Genomic DNA, 19469 nt, shown 5'->3' on the forward strand with positions numbered 1-19469 from the left:
ACGTCACGAGTGGTCCGAGGATAAGTTCATCCCGAGCTTAGTCGAAGGGCCGCCATCGGGACGTGCAGTAGCTTCCCACCCACCGTCTTAGACCTAGAGATCTTAAAGGAGGGAACATGGCGGTACGAAGCGCATCGGCCGAGTGGGAAGGCAATCTCGCTCAGGGAAAAGGAAGCATGCGATTGGGCAGCGGCGCCTTCACCGGGAGCTACTCGTTTTCGTCCCGTTTTCAAGAGGGACAAGGCACCAATCCCGAAGAGCTCATCGGCGCGGCGCATGCGGGTTGCTTTTCCATGGCGCTGGCACACGGCTTGGCGCAGTCCGGGCACACGCCCAAGCGCATTGCGACGACGGCGAAAGTCCACCTCGAAAAGGTGGGCGAAGGGTTCAAGATCACCGCGATCGAGTTGGATACCGAGGGCGACGTACCCGGAATCGACGCAGCGACATTCCAGACGTTCGCCGACGACGCGAAACGGAATTGCCCGGTCTCCCGGCTTCTCACCGGCGCCGAAATCAAGCTCAGGGCGAAGCTCGTTTAGCGCCCAAACAGTTCAAGGCGCTCGCGGCCGAAACCTTTGATGGACGAGGGCGCCGACGGAGGCGAATGATATGCCGCACTACAACTATCTCATCATCGGCGGCGGAATGACGGCGGACGCCGCGATTCGGGGCATACGCGAGATCGATACCGGGGGAACGATCGGACTGATCGGCGCGGAGGCGCACCCTCCCTACAACCGCCCGCCCCTCTCCAAAGGACTCTGGAAAGGAAAACCGTTCGAGCGCATCTGGCGGAAGAACGTCGAACGGAATGTCGCTCTGCATCTCGGCCGGATCGCCAGCACGCTGGATCTCGCGGCCAAGCGCATCGACGACGATCAAGGGACCGCCTACACCTTCGATAAATTGCTGCTGGCGACGGGCGGAACCCCGCGGCGACTCCCCTTCGGCGGCGACGACATCATTTATTTTCGAACCCTCGACGACTATCAGCGTCTTCGCGCGCTGAGCGAGGAAAAACAGCGCTTTGCCGTCATCGGCGGCGGATTCATAGGTTCCGAGATCGCGGCCGCTCTGGCGATGAACGGCAAGGAAGTGGTCATGGCCTTTCCCGAAGAAGGGATAGGGGCGCGACTGTTCCCGCCCGACCTCAGCCTGTTCCTGAACGACTACTATCGACAGCAGGGCGTCGAGGTGCTGCCCGGACAGCAGGTCACCGATCTTCAAAAGTCGGACAACCAGCTCGTCTTGACCTTATGCGACGGGAAGACCACCAACGAACGGGCGATTTCCGTGGATGCCGCGGTGGCCGGCATCGGTATCGTCCCCAACATCGAGCTCGCGAAAGGCGCGGGCCTTCGAGTGGAAAACGGCATCGTGGTGAACGGCCTCCTGCAAGCCGGTACTCCGGACGTGTATGCCAGCGGAGACGTCGCCAATTTCTACAATCCGGCCCTGGACACACGCTTGCGGGTCGAACATGAAGACAATGCCAATACCATGGGCAAGCACGCCGGTCGAAACATGGCCGGGGAAACCGTTCCGTATCACCATCTTCCGTTTTTCTATTCGGATCTGTTCGAACTGGGATACGAAGCCGTCGGAGAAACCGACTCCCGCCTCGAAACGGTGGCCGATTGGTCGGAGCCGAACCGAAAAGGCGTCGTCTATTACCTGCGGGACGGTCGGGTCAGAGGCGTGCTGTTATGGAACGTCTGGGAACGCGTCGACTTAGCCCGCGAGCTGATTGCCGAACCCGGCCCGATCGACCCTCGCAGCCTGAAGGGAAGGCTTTGATGAGACGCCTTCGTCGGCAAGGGATTGCCGACCGACCACAGCTCGGGAGTAGGTCGGGAATCCCTTCCCGACGCACCGCTTCGTCGGCAACGGATTGCCGACCTACAACTGCCCGACGCACCGCCTCTTTGTCGGCAAGGGATTTGCCGACCGACCACAGCTTGTTTCGGCCTCACGCCCCAGAACGTTTCGGCAGTATCCGGCGCCGTTATCCTTATAGGACGGAAGACATAATGAACGCTCTACTAAAACTCATCGAGCACGGCCAAAGCTATTGGATCGACAATCTCACGCGGCGCATGATCACCAGCGGCGAACTCGAATGCCGCGTCCGCCGCGAAGGCCTGCGCGGGGTGACTTCCAATCCGCAGACCTTCCAGAAAGCCATCGCCGGAACCAAGGATTACGATGAGCAAATCGAAAGCCTCACCTGCGGCGGCCGTCCATGCCCCGACGTGCGCGAGATCTACGAAGCGCTGGTGACCACCGACATTCGAGACGCCTGCGACATCCTGCGTCCCGTTTACGACGAAACCTCCGGACTGGACGGCTACGTCAGTCTCGAAGTGTCTCCGCACATCGCGCATTACCCCGAGGCCTCGATCGAACAGGCGCGGCATTTGTCCCGCATCGTCGATCGGCCCAATCTGTTCATCAAGATTCCGGGCACCCTCGCCGGCCTGCCCGCAATCGAGCAGCTTCTGTTCGAGGGCATCAACGTCAACATCACCCTCCTCTTTTCCGTCGAGCGTTACCAAGCCGTCGCCGAGGCCTATCTCCGAGCGCTCGAACGGAGGACCGAGGCCGGTCTCCCGCTGGAAAACATCGCCTCCGTGGCCAGCTTTTTTCTGAGCCGGATCGATGTATTGGCGGATCAGCTCCTGAGTCAGCGAATCTCCCCGGAGATTGCCCGCGACCTCGAGCCGGACCCGAAAACGCTGCTGGGAAAGACGGCGATCGCCAACGCCAAGCTGGCTTACCGTAGCTTCAAGCGAATCATCGCGAGCGATCGATGGAAAGCTCTGGAAAACAAGGGCGCGCGCATGCAGCGCATGCTATGGGCCAGCACCAGCACGAAAAATCCGGACTACTCGGATGTCATGTACGTGGAACCGCTGATCGGGCCCCACACGGTCAACACCATGCCGGAAACGACCATCGACGCCTTCGCCGATCACGGCGCGGTGCGCGACACGATCGAGGAAGGCTCGGACGAGGCGCGAGGGGTGATGGAGGGGCTTTCGAAGCTCGGAATCGATTTCGGCCTGGTTACCGCCCAGCTCGAAAACGAGGGCGTACAGAAATTCATCGAACCGTACGACGCCCTGATGAACAGCCTGGCGGACAAGTGCCAGAAATACTCGAATCGCCGCGGCATCGCCCTCCTGCAGAAAATGGCGCGCCAACTCCGCCGCGACGTCGTCATGATGACGACCGAAGCGGGATCGGGCCATCCGACCTCGAGCCTGTCCTGCGCCGATATCGTCGCCGCCCTCTTCTTTCACGAAATGCGCTGGGACCCGAGCGACCCGAGCGCCCGCAACGTGGACTCCTTCATCTTATCCAAGGGCCATGCGGCCCCGATCTTATGGGCCGCGCTCCACGAGTCCGGCGCGAGTCACGAGGACTTGGGTTCGCTGCGCAAAATCGACAGCACCTTCGAGGGCCATCCGACGCCGACCAATCCCTGGGTCAAAGTGGCGACCGGCTCGCTGGGTCAGGGGCTGGCCGCCGCCAACGGGATCGCGCTGGCCAACCGCCTGGACGGCATCGCCAGCCGGGTCTTCTGCCTCGTGGGGGACGGCGAGTGCTCCGAGGGCTCGGTGTGGGAAGCGGCGCAGTTCGCGTCTCTCAACAAGCTGTCGGGGCTGGTCGCGATCGTCGACGTCAACGGCCTGGGCCAGACCGGACCCACGCCTTATGGGCACCGCACCGAGGTATTCGCACGCCGCTTTCAGTCCTTCGGATGGTCGACCATCGAAATCGACGGGCATGACATGGAAGCCATTCTCGACGCCTTGTATCGGGCCCGAAAAGGCGGCCCGACGGCGATCATCGCCCGAACTGAAAAAGGCCACGGCGTTCCCTTTCTGGAAGGCGCTCACGGCTGGCATGGCAAGGCCCTGAGCCGGGAGGAGATGGACAGGGCGCTCAAGGAACTGGGCGATACGGGCGTGCACATGACGGTGGAATCGCGGCGGGTCGGCCAGATCCGGCGCTCCGACCCCGAACCGGCGCCGCGCCTCGAAGTCGGCTACCAGCCGGGCGAAAAGGTCGCCACGCGCAAGGGATTCGGGAATGCGCTCAAGAAGCTCGGGGGACTCATGCCGGAAATTGTGGTGCTCGACGGCGACGTGAGCAACTCGACGTACACCGAATTTTTCGCCCGAAGCTATCCGAAGCGCTTCTTCCAAAGCTATATCGCCGAGCAGAACCTGGTCGGAACCGCGCTCGGCCTGGCCGTGTCCGGCAAGATTCCGGTCGCCGCCAGCTTCGCCTGTTTTCTCTCGCGTGCTTACGACTTCATCCGCATGGCGGGCCACAGCCGTCCGCCGCATCTCGTGTTCTGCGGCAGTCATGCCGGCGTGTCCATAGGCGAGGACGGCCCTTCGCAGATGGGCCTTGAGGATCTGGCCATGTTCCGCGCCCTAGCCGGCAGCACCGTGCTGTACCCGTGCGACGCCGTCAGCGCCGAACGCCTGACCGAACTGGCGGTGAAGACGCCGGGCATCGTCTATCTCCGCACCACGCGCCCTTCAACCCCGGTCATCTATTCCGAAGATGAAGATTTTCCGATCGGCGGCAGCAAGGCCCTGCGCTCCGGCGGGGACGACCGATTCACGGTCGTCGCCGCCGGCATCACCGTGCACGAGGCGCTCGCAGCCCATGACAGCCTGAAGCAGCGAGGAATATCGGTGCGCGTCATCGATGCCTATTCGGTCAAGCCGCTGGACGTGGCGACCCTGGAGCAGGCGGCGCGGGAAACACAAGGCGTCGTGGTGGTCGAGGACCACTGGCGCGACGGGGGACTCGGCGATGCGGTCGCGGCGGCCTTGAATTCCACGGTACCCGTACATCGTCTCGCCGTAAGCAAAGAGCCCCGATCGGGAACGATGGAAGAACTGCTGGATCGGCACGGCATCTCCCGGCGAGCGATCGAAGAAAAGATTTTGGAGTTTGAATAGGTTAACGAACCGAGCCCCGCCCGTTTCGACGGCTTACCGAAACCGGATTTCGTGGGGCGGGTTAGGCGCACTCCAACACAAGCTAGCTATCGATCACTACGCTTTGCGTGCGCCGTTACCCGCCACGCCGTCCTTCGGCGGGTTACGGTGTGCGCATGACTCGTATGGTTACGCGCGGAAGGTATGGTGCGCACCTAACCCGCCCTACCATGGGCTGTGTCGGGAAAGGATTCCCGACCTACTTGGCGGCACCGATGCGTAGGTCGACAATCCCTTGCCGACGCATCCTCCGCACCCAACCGGAAAATGCTCTAAAACTCCAACCGCACGCCGGCATTGACGGAATGGCGTGTTTCGAAGCGGTTGTCGACCAGGGTCTCGTACTGGACGAATGCCGATCCGCCGTGTGGGAGCACCGCCGAAACGGAGGTTCTGAGATTGACATAGTCCCGGTCCGGACTGTCGGTGCTCACGGTGAATCGATGCCCGCCGGCGTCGTCGGCGAAACGGGCGCCGATCAGACGGCTGTCTTTCGCGAATTCGTGCTCCCATTCCACACCGAGCTGCGATACGAACACACCGACGGCCGTGCCGGCGGTATAAGACACGATTCCGCCCAAGGCCGTGGTTACCGAATCCACCGTCTGCGCGTCGATCGCCAGATTGAGCGGGTCCGCGCCCCGCTCCGTATAGCCGTCGATGGTGGTCCGTCCGTATTCCGTGCGCCCGCGCAAACCCAGTGTCCACGCGCCAAGAGGAAAATCGTAGCCGCTGTTGACGCTGTAGCGCTGCTGCCAGCCTTCCGTATCGCTCTTGGCGGTCATTCGCACCGGCCCGAACGCGTCGATATAGGCGATGTTCCGGGTCGAACTGTACTGGTTGTAGGTACCGTTGGCCACCAGGTCCAGATACCAGCGATCGGTGAGCTGATAGCTGCCGAACAGGGAAAACGTCGTGCCGTCGATTTCGAGGTCGCCTCCTTTTCGGACGGTATTCGATTCGGTATAGCCGTAACCCGCGGACACGCCCATCAGGAACTGCCGGGTGAACCAATAATCGACGCCCGCCGTGAAGCCGTAAACCTTGGAATTGAATCCCCGCTGCAAGCGCGTGGTGTTTCGGTCTCCCGACTCGAACTGGCCGTTCACGAAGACGCCCAGCCTGCTGAATCCGCTGTCCTCGTCTCCGCCGGCTCCGCCGGAGCTGCCGAACGGAAGCATAGCTGCCAGCAGGTTGCCCGGCAGCGTCTGCCCGTCGAGATTCAGGGTCAATCCGTTCACGCTGAAACCCGAACTTCCGGCTCTCAGTTCCACCAGCCGCTGGTTGACGTTGCCGACCTGAATCTGCGAGATCCGCCCGCCGCCGAGGGCCTGCGCGGCGGTTTCTTCCGGACTGATGCTGCTGAGGGCTGTCGCCACCTTTTCCAGCCCGCCGGGTTGATTCAGCAATTCGGTAAGCCCTTGAATGCGCTCCCGCAAGGCTTCGGACGCGCTGTTGGTGCTGACGATGCTCTGAAGCGTACCGGCCAAGGATTCCTGCTGCACCAGGTCCCCGGCCGTGTTCAGAGTGGCCCCGACCACCACGGTCACCGTGCCGGTACTCTCGCCGATCGAGTTGGCGACGGTGTAAGTGAAGCGGTCCTCCCCCACGAAATCCGCTCTCGGCGTATACACGACCTGGGTGGTTCCGCTCACCGTTGCTGTGCCGTTGGCCGGCTGGGACACCGAGGTCACGACGATCTGATCGGGATTGCTGTCCACTACCGTGACGGTTACCGGCTGCCCGGTCGTGGTGCTGGTTTTGTGACTGGCGGCGGTCGGCAGGCGTGGATTGACCGTGATGCTCACGGTTGCATTGGCGCTTCCGGCCGGGTTGGTGACGGTATAGACGAACGAATCCATACCCACGTATCCCGCGTCGGGGGTATAGATCACCGACGAGCCACTCGGAACAGCGGTGCCGTGGGCCGGCGCCGAAACGCCGGCCAGCTGGAGCTGTGCTCCGCCGTCGTTGTTCAGCACCCCGATCGCCGTCGCCTGGTCGCGCGGGATGGCGACGCTATCGTCGGTTGCCGTCGGCGGCACGTTGGTATTAATCGTCAAGCTTGTCGAAAAGGAAGGGAACTGATTGTCAAATGTTCTTCCCGATGCAACCACCGTATTGCCGTAGAGGACCGACATCCCGCTGAACTCCTGGCCGTTCATGTCGATCTGGAGCGGTGTGGCATAGGGCAATACGAGCTGCTGAGCAAAGCTGCCCCGGATCTGCGGACTGCAGCAAATGCCCCCCAGATCTCCGTAGGTTTGCTCGAAAAGAATCGAGTTGGCGCTTAAATCGGTGATCCGGATGTGACCGAAAGAGGCGGGATCCATGGTCCCCTCGGCCACGTAAACCTCGGCAAGCTGTCCTTCCGATTCGAAAGAAATGCCCCGCAATTGCAGGGAATAGAAGTTAGTCGCGATCTGATCGGCGAAAGGAACGAAGTCGGCATAAGCCGCCGTTTGGCCCAACGCAAGCCATAGCGCGGCTGCGATACCGCAAAAGCGGCAAACGCCGGGCGTTCCGCGAAGGAAGTTCGACATCAGCCCGGCGGCTACAGATTCATATCGGTTTCGGCCGACTTATACGCGACGAAAAACCTAATCTTCCTCGTCCATCAAGTCGAATACCATCTGAACCGACTTTCCCGTTTTCGTGTTCGTGGCCTTGAACGTGGCGACCTCGTTCTCTATTCCGACACACTCGATTTCGACGGGCGGATCGTCGTAATCGCTCTCGGGTATGTCCAGCCGATCCATGAGGTCTTGGTTTTCTTCCGCCGTTAATTCCATGTTGCCGTATGAATCGATGCGCATAGATCTGTAGCCAAAACGATTGAAGTGAATAGGGTCTTTCCGATAATTCCCGGCGGACCGATCCCCGGATGTTGAAGGTGTCAGGTCGATCCCGCAGATGCGCCGAGTATGTCGATGACGATCTTGCCCCGTGCGTGTCCCGATTGGCTCCGACGATGCGCAAGATCCAACTGGGACAGCGGGAACACGCTATCGATGACGGAACGCAACTGCCCCTGTTCCGCCAGTGTGCTCAAGAACGCCAAATCTTCCCCGTTAGACTTGAGCATGACGGTCTTGATCCTCTTCTTCGAAAAAAGCCGGAACAACACTGAGCGAACCATCAGACCGATCGCGGGCAGAGTGGATACATAGATGCCGTCCGGTTTCAGTAAACCCTGATAACGCCCGAAAGGCTCCGAAACCACGGTATCGAAGATCAGATCGAAAGAGGCCAAGGGACCGAACTCGGTCGTCTGAGTATAGTCGATGATCTCGTCCGCCCCGAGCTCACGTACCCAGGGCGCGTTGGCGCCGCTGCATACCGCGGAAACGTTGGCTCCGAGCGCCTTGGCGATCTGTACGGCGTAATGCCCGACACCGCCGGAAGCGCCAACGATCAACACCCTGCCGCCCTCCTTCAGGCGGCCGAGATCGCGCAGAGCCTGGAGAGCGGTCAGTCCGGCCAAGGGCAAGGCCGCGGCTTCATGGTCGTTCATCGTCTTCGGCACCAAGGCGGCCAAGCGTTCATCCACCGCGGCGAACTCGGCTGCCGTTCCGAAACCCCGTGAGCGCAAACACGCCATCACCCGGTCGCCGGGCCGAAAACGCGTGACCTTCGCGCCGATCTCCACGACTTCGCCGGCGAGGTCCATGCCGGGTATGGACGGAAACCGGACCGGAACGATAACGCGTAAACTGCCGTTATGCAGCTTCCAGTCGATCGGATTGACGGAACTCGCGGCCACTTTGACGAGCAGTTGGTCGGACGACGGTTTCGGCGCGGGCACTTCGGCCGGATGAATTTTCGACGGATCGCCGTAGCCCGTGTATTGCATGGCTTTCATGGACATCTCCTTTGTTCGATGAGTGAATGCGAAAAACGATTTTATTTAAGATGGAGCGTCAAAATAGTTGAAACCGCGATTTCATGACTGACTTTACGGGAGATCCATTGTGACGACACGTCATTTGCAAATCGATGCGGACACGTTCGAAGCGGCCAAGGCCCATATTCAGCAGCAATTCGACACGCTTTCGTGGTGGCCGAAGGAAGGACCGGATCAGGCCAAACAGGAGTACAAGATCATGAGCTCCAACCCGGCGCAATTGGCGTACTGGTGCGAGAAATGGCTGAACGGCGGGCAATGGCGGCAATTGGAAAACGATGTGCGACAACGGCTTCGGCGCGGTTAGAGTGTTGTAGGTCGGGAATCCCTTCCCGACGTTAACAACTTGCTAAGCGGGTTTGTCGGCAAGGGATTGCCGACCTACTATTAATCGCGCTACTTGAGCGTGGCGGCACTATAAACGCGCGGCGATAGTTTGTAGGTCGGGAATCCTTTCCCGACACAACGGTCGAGAAAGCGGCTACCATTTCCCGATCCACATCGCTAAACCCTGGTGAAAAACGCTCTAAAGCCTGTCTTGAGCGATGTCGAAAGGCTCGCTCCCACAAACGCTCACATCGCTTGGATGTGGCGGCACTATAAATGGGCGGCAATAGCCGACAAAATCCGATTTGCGTCGCCGTAATCCACGGGCATTTCCGAGTATCCTTCGTCATGAGACAGGAGCAAGGTCGGAAAACTGCGGACCCCGAGCTCTCGCGCCCAGCGGATTTCTTCGAGCAATTCCACGTGAGTATCGGGATGCCGGAGATCCGCCGCGAAGCGGCCTCTGTCCAAACCGATCTCTTCCGCCAGCTCGATCAAAGTCGAGTCGTTCGACGGATTTCGCGCTTGCAGGTAATAGGCCTGTTGAATCGCGAAGATCATGGCGTCCTCGAAGCCGGCGCCCTGCCGGCGCGCGGCGATCACGGCGCGGCAGGCCGGGTAGGTGGAACGCCTTGGAACGCATTTCGTCCAGAAATCGAAATTGAACCGGGTGCCCGGCACCGAACGTTCTATCGTTCGCCAAATGTCCTGAATGTTTTCGCGCATCTCGGCCGGCATGGGCACCGCGCTGTCCGGCGCCAGACCGCCCAGAAACTGTTCGATCTCCACGGCATCCGGCAACCGGGTCCGTACACTCTGCCATACAGGTCGAAACGCCCAGCACCAGCTGCACATAGGATCGTGAAAATAGAGCAGCGCCGGACCGGCGGCTTTAGGTCGATTGTGTAACACTGCCTTTCACCGGATGAACTCACCGGCTAATCCGTGCCCGCATTCTGCTTCAAAAAGTCCGCCCATTGTCTTGAAGACATCGAATTCAGATAAGCTTTTGCCATTTCCGGAGTGAGCAATTCGATCAGAACGCGGTTCTCCACCCACAATTCGACGACATCGAAAAGCCCCCCTCTGTTGCACGTCACGGCGCGCCAGCTCTCGCGGGCGGCGATGCTCTTGATCTGTTGTTCGGTGAGATCGACCGAGACGGCGGCGTGGGTGGCGGTGAACGGCGAGGATGCCTCGTTATTCATTGAGCTTACCTCTTCGTGCTCCAGGCCGGGCTTGAGCTCCGTGCCGAGCGGATAAACCTCGATCGCCGTACGGTGCGGATCATCGGTCAGTGCAATGTAGCTGCCGGAGAATACGGGAAATGGAAATGACCGTCCCCCCAGCAACTCCGCAAGAACCGCCGCTGCGTGCTCGGGGTGCCTGGCGGCGATAGAAATATGGTGAATCATTGGTACGTATCCGTGAGAATGAGAGTCTTTGCCGGGAACGGCTGCCGCCCCGTAGCTGCCCACACGGACTCATAACGGCCTGCCGTGAAATCGTCGGCGTAACCCGAAACGAGCAGCGTGTTCCCGGTACGCCAGCCTACCGAAAATCGCCCAAAATCGGCAACCATGAAAATCGTACTGGTTCTTATTTTTCTCGCTTTATCGGCCTGCGGATGGCTGCCCAAAAAGCAGGCGCACGACGCTGAAATCAGCCCTCGCTTAAGCACCGGCATCGAACTTCCGCCCACAAAAGACCGAATTCTCGCGCTAGCCATCAGCGAATGGTTCTACTTCGGTCGGCAATCGGTCATTTACGACGGCGACAAGGAAAGCATCCCGCTGGTCGGGTTCTGGGAGGACGAATCCCCCTACGCTCAACGAATCAACCAGTATTGGCGAGCGGTCGGCCTGCCGGAACGTACCGGCCGAAATTGCGAACAACCGTGGTCGGCGGCTTTCGTCAGCTGGGTCATGGCCACTGCGGGCGTTCCGAAAGAGCGGTTTCCGCCTTCGGAAGCCCACTGGATGTACCTTTCACGGATTATTCGCAACGCCGAGTCGCCGAACGCCGTTTTCGTGCCCAGACGCATACACGACTACGCGCCGCGTCCTGGCGATCTGATCTGCGCAAGCCGCGGGTCCTCGATCACTCCTCCGTTCGTACAATCCCCTTTCCTCGAAACCATCGAGCACACCAAACTCCACTGCGACATCGTCGTCGAAAAACACGGTCGGACCCTGGAAGCCATCGGCGGAAACGTCAGAAACTCCGTTTCCAAGAACATTTTGAAACTCGACAAGAACGGCCATCTGCAACCGGTCGCTCGAAGACCCTGGTTTGTGGTCATCGAAAACCGCTTGTAAATGACGGATAAAACGGACATTTCTTTCTTTACATGCGAATAGGTGCGGCGCGCATTCCGGCGCGTCCAACGGCATTTCCAGGTTGATAAGAACGGCAAATACGGTGGGTTGTGCTAGGGTTATTTATCCGTAACTCAGTCAACGCTCCTGCTTTATCGTTCAAGTATCTCCGCCTCATGAGTCAAGACGCCCCTCAGGTCGAAAAACGTGCTCGTTTTACGTCCGGCTCAATTGGACGGAGATTCCGGCTACGGAACACACGGGAATAAATGGGCGCTACCTTTGGCGGACATTCTTTAATGTTCTTGAATTCATACCGATTCGCGGAGGGCGCATAGCTCTTGGCGCGGTATGCCGAATGGATTGTTTCCATGCGGCGGACGGGTCGCGACTAAAGCGACCGTTTGCGATTGGAAGGGGGGCTTCGGCGCTCCCGAAGACGCCGTTTGCGACTGGAATAAGGAAGCACCCGATTCTGCCCTACTCGGGCCGGATTAGATTTCAGGAATGACGCAAAGAAAAACGTTGGATATTGGTGAATCTTGGATTCGATTTCATTTTTGAGATCGACTTTTTAGTTGGGTGTCTTAAAGGAGCTACCGTGCCACTATCCGCCACTGAGAAAAGAATCCGCGAATTGCTCATTCGAGTCGCAAGGGGCGAATCTGTTGCGCGCCGGACGGGAAGAATCTCCTACAAGGAAGTTTGGGAACACATTCACCCCGACATCAAGTGGGGCCAGGGGCATACGTGGGATGTCGTGGAGTGGATAACGCACATATCGGCAGTCGAGCTTCAGAACGGCCGGCCGCCGTTGAATGAAATCGTCACCCCCACAAACAAGCTAGTACCGAAAGATCCATGGGGAAATGCAGTTCAAGGGATTAAAGGTCATCTCAAGAAGCTCTCAGGCATTTCCGCACCATACAAGGATCATGAAGAGGCCCAGAAAGCATGCTGGCGATACTGGGCTAACCATTCCGATGGCGGCCCTTCAAGCGATGAGATAGCACTTAACGAAACAGAAGTGGAGGAGGGGTATCGTCAAGACCGACAATCTTCCTTCATCAAGCGAAATCGAAAAATCATCGATGCAGCAAAGAAACGAGATAGGTTCAGGTGCCAAGCCTGCGGATTCTTCCTCGAAGTGGATGGAAGACCGTTGATCGATTGCCATCACAAGATTCCATTGAGGCATTCATCGGGTGTCCGAGTCACGAAAGTAAGCGACCTCGTTTGTCTCTGCCCGACATGTCACCGAATTGCCCATTCCAGAGCGTATCCACTTTCGGTCAAGGAGATCCGCCGGTGTCGTGGCCTGTGAAGATGCCCAACCCTGCGGTCAACCGGACCGCCCGCAAGCTGCGCTTGCGGGTTCCCTCCACGCTTCGCGCTCCGGTGGCCGATTACCTCAAACGTTAGGCGTCCGAACTCGTATGGCAAAGCGTACAAAGCCCTATCTACTTCATGCGTCGATTCGCCCTGACGCCGATGTTGACTATGAGTCTTACCCGTTCAACATTCCTGCTGTGCGGGATATCGCCAATATTGACTTCCATCCAAACGTGACTTTCTTCGTCGGGGAGAACGGATCGGGAAAGTCAACCGTCATGGAGGGTATTGCGGTCGCACTTGGCTTTAGCCCTGAAGGCGGCACAAGGAATGTGCGTTTCCAGTCAGCAGGCTCCATATCCACGCTACACGACAGCTTGCGTCTCGCTCGGAGCGTGCCGAAGCCACGCGATGAATACTTTCTCCGTGCAGAGAGCTTCTTTAACGTCGCAAGCTATATGGACGAAACGGGCTACCTTGAAGGCTACGGCGGTCAGTCGTTGCATACGCAGTCTCATGGCGAGTCCTTCATGGCGGTTCTTCTAAACAAGCTCCGCGGCAATGGCATCTACCTCCTTGATGAACCTGAGGCCGCTTTATCACCCAGCCGACAAATCGCCGCACTTAGCGCCATTCACCAGCTCGTAGAAGGTCACTCGCAGTTCGTCATCGCCACACATTCGCCCATTCTGCTTTCTTATCCGAACGCGAGGATTATTCTTTTCGACAAATCAGGCGTAAGTGAGGTTGCATTTGAGGACACCGAGCACTTTGCCGTGACAAAGGACTTTCTCAATAATTACCCCAAGCGCCTTGAACAACTGTTTGAAGACGACGCAGACGCCTAATGGGTCGTTCGACAGCGCGCGTATGGCGGAATAGGGTACTCCCGTATTCCGCCGGATGGATTTGGCCGCCACGCGGCGCAATACGCGAGTACGCTATTGCGCCCTACCGCGCTATAGGCCCGCCCTGAGCGCCGCCCGCAATGAACCGCATCTGCGCGGCTTTTACCGGCACTTGATCGAGCACCGCGGTCTCAAGAAGATCCAGGCGGTGTGTGCCGTCATGCGCAAGCTCCTCACCGGCTTGCACGCCATCCTGACCCAACGGACCCCGTTCGACGGCCGTCGCCTGTTTGCCTTGGACGACCCGATTCCGGGCCAAGCCTGACGGCTCGATGGCAGAGGGACAGGAGGCAAAATAGGACTTGCGCTGGAACAGAGTATCTACCGCGCTATCCCACCCGGAACAAATTTGCCAGCCTGTAGGATGCGGTGACGACAGGAACCGCATCAAGCGCGAACGATGCCTGTCCTGAGCCCAGTCGAAGGGCCTGTCCTGAGCCTAGTCGAAGGGCGGTCCGTTCCTTACCGCATCCTATGGTCCTATCTCCCCTATTCCCCCCCTCCGCAGATGGCAGCGACAAATCGATGGTGCCCCTGGTTTTCGGTCGTCGAAAACCGCCGTAAAGGCCGGATGCAGGATTTTTTTGGCTAGGGGTGTAATCTAAGCGGGCGCCATCCGGAATCGGATAACGCGGATTTTTGGAGCGGCGCCGTCTGTCAAAGCCATGGGTGCAGGCGGCGGCACACCTGTAGTCAGAATCAGGGTCGAACCGGGACCCGTTTCAATTCAACCGACGAGGGAAATCAGATGAGCGCGGAACCAAAACAGATCAACCCGTCCCAGATCAAGATCTCTCAAACGAAAATGCTGATCGATGGCCAGTGGATCGATTCGGCCAGCGGAAAGACCTTCGAAACGCTCAACCCGGCGACCGGCGAGGTCATAGCCCGCGTCGCGGAAGGCGACCGCGAGGACGTGGACAAGGCCGCTCGCGCCGCCCGCAAGGCTTTCGAGGAAGGCCCGTGGCGGAAGATGAACGCGCGCGAACGGGGCCGTTGCCTGTACCGCCTGGCGGACCTGATCGAGAAGCACTTCGACGAACTGGCGGCGTTGGAAACGCTCAACAACGGCAAGCCGATCAACGAGAGCAAATCGGCCGACCTGCCGCTGACCATCGATTGTTACCGCTACTACGCGGGCTGGGCGGACAAGATCGAGGGCAAGACCATTCCGATCAACGGCCCCTTCTTCACCTACACCCGTCATGAGCCGGTCGGCGTGGTGGGGCAGATCATTCCGTGGAATTTTCCGCTCTTGATGCAGGCCTGGAAGTGGGGCCCGGCTCTCGCGGCCGGCTGCACCATCGTGCTCAAGCCCGCCGAGCAGACGCCGCTGACCGCGCTCAGGGTGGGCGAACTGGCTCTCGAAGCCGGCATTCCGGAAGGCGTCATCAACATCGTGCCGGGATTCGGCGAAACCGCCGGAGCCGCGGTAGCCGAGCACATGGACATCGACAAGGTGGCTTTCACCGGCTCGACCGAAGTGGGCAAGCTCATCATGCAGGCCGCCGGTCGTTCCAATCTGAAGCGCGTCACGCTGGAACTCGGCGGGAAAAGCCCGAACATCGTGTTCGCCGATTCCGATCTGGACGCGGCGCTCGAAGGCGCATTCCAGGGACTCTTCTTCAATCAGGGTCAGTGCTGCTGCGCCGGCTCCCGCGTTTTCGTCGAGAAAAAGATTTACGACGACTTCGCCGCAAGGCTGGTCGAGCGCACCCGCAAGCAGGTCGTGGGCGATCCGTTCGATCCGAAAACTACCCAGGGACCGCAAGTCAGCCAGGAGCAGTTCGATCAGATCATGGGCTATATCCGCTCCGGCAAGGAACAAGGCGCCAAGCTTCTGACCGGCGGCAACCGCATCGGCAGCCGGGGCTTTTTCATAGAGCCCACGATCTTCGCCGACGTGGGCGAAGACATGAAAATCGCCCGCGAGGAAATCTTCGGGCCGGTGCTGTCGATGATTCCGTTCAAGGACGTGGACGAAGTCATCGGTCACGGCAACCGGACCATGTACGGTCTGGCGGCGGCGGTGTGGACCAAGGACATCAACAAGGCGCATCGCCTGGCGGCCGAACTGAAGGCGGGAACGGTATGGATCAATTGCTACGATATCTTCGACACGGCCGCTCCTTTCGGCGGGTTCAAGATGTCCGGCATCGGGCGCGAACTCGGCAGCTATGCCCTGGAGAACTATACCGAGGTCAAGACCGTTACCGTGGCGCTGTAGAGGCAACGCCCAGCAAATTCCGGTGGGCACGGCCTATCGGCCTTTGCCCACCCTACGACATTATCGCGGCTGTAGGGTGGGTTAGGCGCGCATCGCACCGAGTCTGGAAAGTTCCCAAGATGTTTCCGCGCGCCGTAACCCACCAGGCAAGGCAGCGGAACTATCGAAAGCCAGTTGAAGGTCGGCAATCCTGTGCCGACGAAATCGTCTGCCACGTGAGGCGGCAGAAGGCGTCGGGAAGGGATTCCCGACCTACTCCGGCGTGGTGCGTGCAAGCTTGGTAGGTCGGCAATCCCTTGCCGACAAAGGTGTCTTAACAGCATTAAGGATTAGGATGGAAACGAGAAGGAAATTGGAACCGCCATGAAATACACCGCAAGCATCCAAGGACGCGGCTATGCCTTCGCCGATCTGAAGACTTTGCTGGCGAAGGCGTCGCCCCTACGCTCAGCGGACGAACTGGCCGGAATTGCGGCCGAGTCGGAGGAGGAGCGTGCCGTCGCGCAACGGGTATTGGCCGAGGTTCCCATGTGCCGCTTCCTCGAAGAACCGCTGATTCCGCCTGAAGAGGACGAGGTCAGCCGGTTGATCTTCGAGACGCACGATAATGCCGCGTTCGCGCCCATCTCGGCGCTGACGGTCGGCGAGTTTCGAGAATGGCTTCTTTCCGACACCACCGCCGACGAAGCCATCGCGAGGATTCGCACGGGCCTGATGCCGGAAATGGCCGCCGCGGTATCTAAGATCATGCGCAACCAGGATTTGATCGCCGTCGCCAAGCGCTGCACGGTCACCACGCGGTTCCGGAACACCATCGGCCTCTCGGGACGGCTTTCCACGCGATTGCAGCCGAACCATCCGGCCGACGACCCGCGCGGCATCGCAGCCAGCATTTTGGATGGGCTGCTCTACGGCAACGGAGATGCCGTTATCGGCATCAATCCCGCGACAGATAGTCCGAAGAACGTCGACACCCTGCTCCGCCTGCTGGACGAGATCATCGTCGAGCACGACATCCCCACCCAGTCCTGCGTGCTCGCCCATGTCACGACGACCATGGACTTGATGCGGCGCGGTTCGCCGGTGGACCTGGTGTTCCAGTCCATCGCCGGGACCGAAGCCGCGAACCGGAGCTTCGGCATCGATCTTTCCCTCCTGCGCGAGGCGCGCGAAATGGCGCTGTCGCTGAAACGCGGCACGCTGGGCGACAATCTGATGTATTTCGAGACGGGCCAAGGCAGCGCCCTGTCTGCGGACGCTCACCACGGCATCGATGCGCAGACCTGCGAGGCGCGGGCCTACGCCGTCGCCCGCGCGTTTTCGCCGCTGTTGATAAACACCGTGGTGGGCTTCATCGGGCCGGAATATCTGTACGACGGAAAACAGATCATCCGCGCGGGGCTCGAGGATCATTTCTGCGGAAAACTGCTGGGCCTGCCCATGGGCTGCGACGTGTGTTACACCAATCACGCCGAAGCCGACCAGAACGACATGGACAATCTGATCACGCTGCTGGCGGTGGCCGGCTGTACCTATATCATGGGCGTGCCCGGCGCCGACGACGTCATGCTGGCCTATCAGAGCACCTCGTTTCACGACGCCCTTTACCTTCGCAAGGTTTTGGGGCTCCGGCCCGCCCCGGAATTCGAGGAATGGCTCGACCGCATGGGCATTTTCGACGGCCGCAATGCGCTGAGCCTCGGTCCCATGCCCCCTCGCCTGCTCAATGCGATGGACGCACTGACGGAGGACAGCCCATGACCGATCCCTGGTTCGCCCTCAAGCGTTTCACCCAGGCCCGCATAGGCTTGGGACGCGCGGGCCATGCCGTTCCGACCGAAGCCCTGCTCGACTTTCAGCTCGCCCACGCTCAAGCACGGGATGCCGTGCACTTCCCTTGGGACATCGAGGGGTTCGCCGAAAGCTTGCGCGAAATGGGCGAAGATTGTCTGATTTTGCGAACGCCGATCCGAAGTCGCGCCGAATACCTCCGTCGCCCCGATCGGGGTCGCGTTCTCGACTCCGATTCCCGCACGCGGCTGGATGACATGGACGGCGGCGGTATGGATGTGGCATTGATCGTCACCAACGGGCTGTCCTCCACCGCCGTCGAACGGCACGGTCTGCCCCTGCTGGAGGCGGTGATCGGTCGATATCGGTCACGGCGCATCCAGGTCGGGCCTATCAGTCTGGTCGAGAACGGCCGGGTGGCCCTGTCGGATGAAATCGGCTTCGCCCTCGGCGCGCGCGTGGCCGTCATTGTGGTCGGCGAACGGCCGGGGCTCAGCGCCGCCGACAGTCTAGGCATCTATTTCGCCTATGCACCGCGGCCCGGCAACAGCGATGCGCAGCGCAACTGCATCTCCAATATCCGACCGCCCGAAGGATTGAGCTACGAAGCCGCCGCCGCGAAACTGCTCTACCTGACCGAGGAAGCCATGCGCCGCCGGCTTTCCGGGGTCGCTCTCAAGGACGAACTGGATACGGTTTTACCGCCGTCTCCCGAGCCGCTGGGCCTAAAAAAATGACGGCGACAGCCTAATTCCATTCGGCATTCGAGTGAGCATTAATGGGTGGGTTAGCCCCTCGGCTCCGCTCGGGGCAGGCCCTTCGACAAGCCTGTCCTGAGCATCGTCGAAGGGCTCAGGACAGGCTCCGCATAACCCACCGACCCTTCGACTGGGCTCAGGACAGGTCCGAGGTCGCTCGGTGGGTTACGGCTTTTCGGCCTAACTCGCCATCGATGGGTTTCGCTTCGCTCTACCCATCCTACAAAATGAATGCCTGATTGAAAGCGATTTGGAGTAAATCGGATCAGGCCAGCATGTTCTTGATCGTCCGCTCGTATTCCGGGAAATAATGGCCGATCACCGGCAGGTCGAAGCGACGCAGGATGCTGGTATTGGGCTCCCGCTCCAGCAAGAAATCGAACGAACGGCTCACCAGTCGCTCGACCGGCGCTCTTCCGTCCGTCAACCTGGCGGCATATCCCGGATCCACGGTAACCGTGTGCGTCGTCGTGGCCTGCGCCTCCACTGTCACCTCGAAAGTGGATTCAGTAAGCTTCTTTACCGTAATCTTCGCCATATGACCCTCCTGTCCGAGTCTCGATAGTTGTCTATGTTTCCGGAAATTCGACCGAAACCGTGCTACCGGCAATGTACCGGCGATGTCGACCGAAAGGCTAGAGCGTTTTTCATCCCGGTGTACGGCTTCGTGTCGGGCGGGAAGAACGTAGGTCGGCAATCCCTTGCCGACTTATCGGCTCGGCAAGGGATTTTGTTGGAAGGGGCGTCCTGGCGCTCCCAGGATGGCCGTTTGCGATTGGAAGGGTCATTCGGGCGCTCCCCGGATGACCGTTTGCGATTGGAAGGGTCGCGACTAAAGCGACCGTTTGCGATTGGAAGGGGCCGATTAAAGGCCCGTTTG

The 19469-nt window shown here is 59.8% G+C and carries 17 protein-coding genes; 11 read left to right on the forward strand and 6 right to left on the reverse strand.

Annotated features, from left to right (window positions below):
• Positions 1-116 precede the first annotated feature (116 nt).
• The 3 genes from B2A78_RS16350 to B2A78_RS16360 all read left to right on the forward strand — a co-directional run bounded on the left by B2A78_RS16350 (position 117) and on the right by B2A78_RS16360 (position 4985).
• Positions 117-542, forward strand: a complete 426-nt coding sequence (locus B2A78_RS16350; RefSeq protein WP_077731082.1) for an OsmC family protein — start codon at positions 117-119, stop codon at positions 540-542.
• 70 nt (positions 543-612) lie between these two features.
• Positions 613-1800 carry an FAD/NAD(P)-binding oxidoreductase gene (locus B2A78_RS16355; RefSeq protein WP_077731083.1) on the forward strand — a complete coding sequence of 396 codons (1188 nt, stop codon included), beginning with the start codon at positions 613-615 and terminating at the stop codon, positions 1798-1800.
• A 233-nt stretch (positions 1801-2033) separates the two neighbouring features.
• Positions 2034-4985, forward strand: a complete 2952-nt coding sequence (locus tag B2A78_RS16360; RefSeq protein ID WP_077731084.1) for a transketolase — start codon at positions 2034-2036, stop codon at positions 4983-4985.
• 311 nt (positions 4986-5296) lie between these two features.
• Here B2A78_RS16360 and B2A78_RS16365 read toward each other — a convergent pair whose 3' ends face one another.
• From B2A78_RS16365 to B2A78_RS16375, 3 genes are all read right to left on the reverse strand, one after another.
• The gene (locus B2A78_RS16365; protein ID WP_077731085.1) at positions 5297-7567 is read right to left on the reverse strand and encodes an autotransporter domain-containing protein; all 2271 of its coding nucleotides are present in this window, start codon (positions 7565-7567) and stop codon (positions 5297-5299) included.
• Positions 7568-7624: 57 nt separating this feature from the next.
• The gene (locus B2A78_RS16370) at positions 7625-7840 is read right to left on the reverse strand and encodes a hypothetical protein (protein WP_077731086.1); all 216 of its coding nucleotides are present in this window, start codon (positions 7838-7840) and stop codon (positions 7625-7627) included.
• 80 nt (positions 7841-7920) lie between these two features.
• Positions 7921-8886 (reverse strand): NAD(P)-dependent alcohol dehydrogenase, encoded by a 966-nt coding sequence (locus B2A78_RS16375; protein ID WP_077731087.1) that lies wholly within the window; start codon positions 8884-8886, stop codon positions 7921-7923.
• A gap of 109 nt (positions 8887-8995) precedes the next feature.
• Between B2A78_RS16375 and B2A78_RS16380 the strand changes: the two genes are divergently transcribed.
• Entirely contained in the window at positions 8996-9235 is a 240-nt protein-coding gene (locus tag B2A78_RS16380) for a hypothetical protein (protein WP_143735199.1), read from the forward strand.
• 290 nt (positions 9236-9525) lie between these two features.
• Here the strand turns inward: B2A78_RS16380 and B2A78_RS16385 are convergent, their stop codons facing one another.
• Both B2A78_RS16385 and B2A78_RS16390 read right to left on the reverse strand, forming a co-directional pair.
• Positions 9526-10167, reverse strand: a complete 642-nt coding sequence (locus B2A78_RS16385) for a DsbA family protein (RefSeq protein WP_240502566.1) — start codon at positions 10165-10167, stop codon at positions 9526-9528.
• Between the two features lie 26 nt (positions 10168-10193).
• Entirely contained in the window at positions 10194-10670 is a 477-nt protein-coding gene (locus tag B2A78_RS16390) for a hypothetical protein (RefSeq protein WP_077731089.1), read from the reverse strand.
• A gap of 165 nt (positions 10671-10835) precedes the next feature.
• Here B2A78_RS16390 and B2A78_RS16395 point away from each other — a divergent pair, with 165 nt between their 5' ends.
• The 7 genes from B2A78_RS16395 to eutC all read left to right on the forward strand — a co-directional run bounded on the left by B2A78_RS16395 (position 10836) and on the right by eutC (position 18568).
• Positions 10836-11573 (forward strand): DUF2272 domain-containing protein, encoded by a 738-nt coding sequence (locus B2A78_RS16395; protein ID WP_077731090.1) that lies wholly within the window; start codon positions 10836-10838, stop codon positions 11571-11573.
• Positions 11574-12108: 535 nt separating this feature from the next.
• A complete protein-coding gene (locus B2A78_RS16400) occupies positions 12109-12897 on the forward strand; it encodes an HNH endonuclease (protein WP_168175457.1) in 789 nt (262 codons plus the stop codon).
• A 112-nt stretch (positions 12898-13009) separates the two neighbouring features.
• Positions 13010-13753, forward strand: coding sequence for an AAA family ATPase (locus B2A78_RS16405; protein ID WP_077731092.1), 744 nt, complete (start codon positions 13010-13012; stop codon positions 13751-13753).
• 55 nt (positions 13754-13808) lie between these two features.
• Complete coding sequence (locus tag B2A78_RS16410; RefSeq protein ID WP_077731093.1) at positions 13809-14078, forward strand: hypothetical protein; 270 nt, start codon at positions 13809-13811, stop codon at positions 14076-14078.
• Positions 14079-14561: 483 nt separating this feature from the next.
• A complete protein-coding gene (locus B2A78_RS16415) occupies positions 14562-16040 on the forward strand; it encodes an aldehyde dehydrogenase family protein (RefSeq protein ID WP_077731094.1) in 1479 nt (492 codons plus the stop codon).
• A gap of 363 nt (positions 16041-16403) precedes the next feature.
• Complete coding sequence (locus tag B2A78_RS16420) at positions 16404-17801, forward strand: ethanolamine ammonia-lyase subunit EutB (RefSeq protein ID WP_077731095.1); 1398 nt, start codon at positions 16404-16406, stop codon at positions 17799-17801.
• Positions 17798-18568 (forward strand): ethanolamine ammonia-lyase subunit EutC, encoded by a 771-nt coding sequence (gene eutC / locus B2A78_RS16425; protein WP_077731096.1) that lies wholly within the window; start codon positions 17798-17800, stop codon positions 18566-18568. The genes B2A78_RS16420 and eutC overlap by 4 nt, the downstream gene beginning before the upstream one ends.
• 286 nt (positions 18569-18854) lie before the next feature.
• Here the strand turns inward: eutC and B2A78_RS16430 are convergent, their stop codons facing one another.
• Positions 18855-19127, reverse strand: a complete 273-nt coding sequence (locus B2A78_RS16430; protein WP_086133294.1) for a hypothetical protein — start codon at positions 19125-19127, stop codon at positions 18855-18857.
• Positions 19128-19469 lie beyond the last annotated feature (342 nt).

The sequence above is a fragment of the Methylocaldum sp. 14B genome (assembly GCF_002005105.1).
GTDB lineage: Bacteria > Pseudomonadota > Gammaproteobacteria > Methylococcales > Methylococcaceae > Methylocaldum.